Below are 3,349 nucleotides of genomic sequence, written 5' to 3'. Positions count from 1 at the left end.
TTAAGACTCGCAAAGCGAGGCTTAAAACAGCGCCCACAGCGAGCTCACCCGCCACACGCAACGCAGACCGCGGCCAACATTGAAAAGGGATAGTTGCCACAGTGATTTCACCCCGAACCGCACAGTGGAAGTGATGGTCAAGATATAGAAGTACAGCGAACTTGTCCAAATAGCCAAAGTGACACACAAAACATTGAAACTACCGTATCAACCGATCTGGGAATAGGTTGCTCGAAATTCAATCAGGATCTTATCAATAAAAGGCTGCACAGTTGTTGTATCAACCACCTTTTTAGCGTCAGCAGTCAAAAAACCAATCAATTGCAAAATAAATAGATCCTTTAAATAAATTTCTGCTCTGCCGATTTCGATTTCTTTCGTCTGGACTGCAGTAAGGATCGCTTGGACGCCAGTGCGATTTTGGAAGAGTAGAAAATCTGGTTGGAAGCTTGGATCAATGAAATCGTGATCTTGCGCAAGCCGATAATAATTCTCTAAATCAGCGAAATATTGATCATGGGCGTTGACGAACTTGGCATAGCGTTCGGGATAATAGGCCTTTAATTCGTTGGTGAACGTAACCGTCGTCGCGCCGAATAAAAGCAGCGAATTCAAGAGCGTATTTGGAAAGTCACCGGCTGCAAAATGATCAGGAACAGGATTTTTTTGGATAAAGTTGAGCTGACGTTCAACGACCGCGCCGACGATCTCGTCTTTGTTTTTGAAATAAATATAAAGCGTCGCCCGACTGACATTGATAGCCTGGGCTAGCTTTGACATAGATAATTTCTGAAAACCATTGATCAAAATCACGTGGTTTAAGCGAATGGATAGGGCTTCTTTTGTATTCATGATTGCTTCCTCCTAAAAAACATTATAAACCATATTTACAAATTAGACAATTAGTTGTATTATTTGTCTAATTTAAAAACAGCGAGGTTAGATAATGAAAAAAAGTAATCGTCACAGGTGGGACTGGTTTTGTGGCCAGTTGGGTGATCAAAGATTTTTTGGATCACGATTATCAAGTCGCAACAAGTGTTCGTTCGTTAGCAAAAGCTGATTTGGTCAAACAAGAACTCCAAAAATATCTTTCGCCAGATAAAATCGCGCGACTTTCCTTCTTTGAAGCGGACTTAACGAAGGCCGCCGGTTGGGTAGAGGGGATCAAAGGTAGCGATGGGGTCATTCATGTTGCCTCCCCCTTGGGACACGGCACAGAAACCACCGCAGAATTGGTCGCGGTTGCGAAAAACGGCGCGCTGAATGTTTTACGCGCGGCCAAGGCGGCAGGTGTTGATCGGGTCGTGATGACGAGTTCAGAGGCGGCCTCAACGCCTGAAACTGGCAAGGCCGCTTTGTTAGATGAGTCATTTTGGACGGATCTTCGTAATCCCGATCTAGATCCTTATCGAATCTCAAAAGTTGAATCAGAACGCGCAGCATGGGCATTTGCCCGAGAAAACGAGTTAGCGTTGACTACGATTCTTCCCGGAGCGATTTTTGGACCAGCGATGAACGAGAAAACGATGAGCTCTAATGAGATTTTACTACGGCTTTTGAAAGGACAGCCGGCGATCCCGCAAGTGCCTATGGAGATCAGTGATGTTCGTGATTTGGCCGCGCTCCACCGCTTGGCTTTTGAAAATGATTTGGCTAAGGACAAACGATATTTGGCGGCGTCACAGGAATTGACGATGAGCGCGATCGCCAAGCTCTACCAAACCACGTTTCCAGAGTTGAAAATAAAAGTTCGCGTCATGCCAAACTGGCTAACGAGAACAGTCGCACGCTTTGTGCCCGATCTGCGCGCGTTAGTTCCAATGCTGGCTCGACGGGCGCGGCACACCACACATGCCGCAGAATCTGAGTTAGGTTGGACGCAACACGAGCCTGAGCAGACGGTTATTGATGCGGCCACTGCTCTGATCGAGTTGGGTTTAGTGAAATAAGGGTAACTAAAAAAGAACGGCGAGGGTGGTTTCCGCTAATGAGATCACCGACAAGTATTCTCGCTAAAGCGGAAGTGGATGGAAAATCAGTTCAATGACCAACAAATACGCTGGTGTTAATGGTTGCTCAAGCGGCCATGATTTTTAATGCTGTGATAGCCCCAATCTCTGTCGAAAAGGCGCCCGGTGATTAGCCTTTTGGTTTACTTGTGATTGATTCACGGAGACGAAGGTGCTATGATTAGCTTGTAATCGATTACATTGTACTTATCGGTCTTGTGCGCTGATCGCGAGTGAAACTATTTTAAATTTACAGCGATAAATAGGTCACTTGACCAGTAAAGCGCAATGTAGTTAAAGCTTCTTTAGGATCGATCTTTTTAACAATCAAATGAGGTGAGATCATGGCTCTAAAGAGTCGTCGAGTTTTAGCGGTGGTGGCCGTATTCATGCTGTTGATCACCGTTATTTTTAGTTATTCGCCGCTGTCCGAGACTTGGAATGAGTGGATAAATGTTGTGTGGATGCTTATTCTGGGCATTTTTTTCATAGTATCGGGCTTTCAAGATCGCTATCGTTTCAAACAACGGGGCCAAGGACATCAACTTACTGGGGAACAGCTCGTTTTTTATTTGGGCTTGATTACGATCTTGTATAGCGTCGTCAAGGTCGGGGAAATGATCACACTATAATTAGACGCAGTATACTTAATGAAAACGGACAAGTCGAGAAAGTTGTAAGCACCAACTTTCTCTATTTGTCTACACAAAAATAGGTTGCCTTAGTCAGATAAAACTGGCGCGGAAGTGAAATTTCTTCCGCGCCAGTTTTGAGCTCATGAGTGAGTTGCTGAAATAGATTCGCCAGCATCACAATTTGTGTTGAGTGTGTTCGCCACCCCAGCTTCTTGTGCTTAACTACGTCAGGCTTCCGGAGGCAGGGAGCGCCTCCAAAATCCTGACTAGGTTAATGCTCAGAAGCTGACCGGGGTGGCTTACACTCTGATTTAATCATTTCCGAAGTTGTTGGGGTCGGCGACGGGGATCCATTTGTGGTTGGTTTGGAAATAAAAGCCGATCCGGGGGGCTTCTTTGCTGGTGGAGGCTTTGATCGGGCCTGAAAATTCGGTGCCGGCGACGGGGAAGATCGTTGAGTGGTCGACGACTTCTGCTGTGGTCAAATGGCGGTCGAAATATTCATGGATCAGCGTCAAAGCAAATGTTAATAGGTGTTCCTCGGTTAGGATCACGTGTTGCTGGTTGTTCAGCTCGAAAAGCGATTGATGATAATTCAAATATTCGTTAGTGGCTAGGTGATTGCTTTTATTAGTGTCTTTAGACCCAGTTGAGCCCGCGAAGCGCGCGAAACAAAAAACCACCCGCTATGCGGGTGGATAA

4 protein-coding genes are annotated in these 3,349 nt (G+C 45.7%); 2 read left to right on the top strand and 2 right to left on the bottom strand.

Annotation, left to right across the window (positions count from 1 at the left end):
- Positions 1-207: 207 nt before the first annotated feature.
- Positions 208-852 carry a TetR/AcrR family transcriptional regulator gene (locus OCU21_RS11205; protein ID WP_261807481.1) on the bottom strand — a complete coding sequence of 215 codons (645 nt, stop codon included), beginning with the start codon at positions 850-852 and terminating at the stop codon, positions 208-210.
- Between the two features lie 107 nt (positions 853-959).
- Between OCU21_RS11205 and OCU21_RS11200 the strand changes: the two genes are divergently transcribed.
- Both OCU21_RS11200 and OCU21_RS11195 read left to right on the top strand, forming a co-directional pair.
- Positions 960-1,952, top strand: coding sequence for an NAD-dependent epimerase/dehydratase family protein (locus OCU21_RS11200; protein WP_261807482.1), 993 nt, complete (start codon positions 960-962; stop codon positions 1,950-1,952).
- 404 nt (positions 1,953-2,356) lie between these two features.
- On the top strand, positions 2,357-2,644 hold the full coding sequence (locus OCU21_RS11195; RefSeq protein ID WP_261807480.1) for a DUF7994 family protein: 288 nt from the start codon (positions 2,357-2,359) through the stop codon (positions 2,642-2,644).
- A 314-nt stretch (positions 2,645-2,958) separates the two neighbouring features.
- Here OCU21_RS11195 and OCU21_RS11190 read toward each other — a convergent pair whose 3' ends face one another.
- Positions 2,959-3,246 carry a hypothetical protein gene (locus tag OCU21_RS11190; RefSeq protein WP_261807479.1) on the bottom strand — a complete coding sequence of 96 codons (288 nt, stop codon included), beginning with the start codon at positions 3,244-3,246 and terminating at the stop codon, positions 2,959-2,961.
- Positions 3,247-3,349 lie beyond the last annotated feature (103 nt).

The sequence above is a fragment of the Lapidilactobacillus luobeiensis genome, from assembly GCF_024345205.1.
In the GTDB taxonomy this organism is placed as follows: Bacteria; Bacillota; Bacilli; order Lactobacillales; family Lactobacillaceae; genus Lapidilactobacillus; species Lapidilactobacillus luobeiensis.
This window is presented reverse-complemented; position numbering and strand designations above follow the sequence as displayed.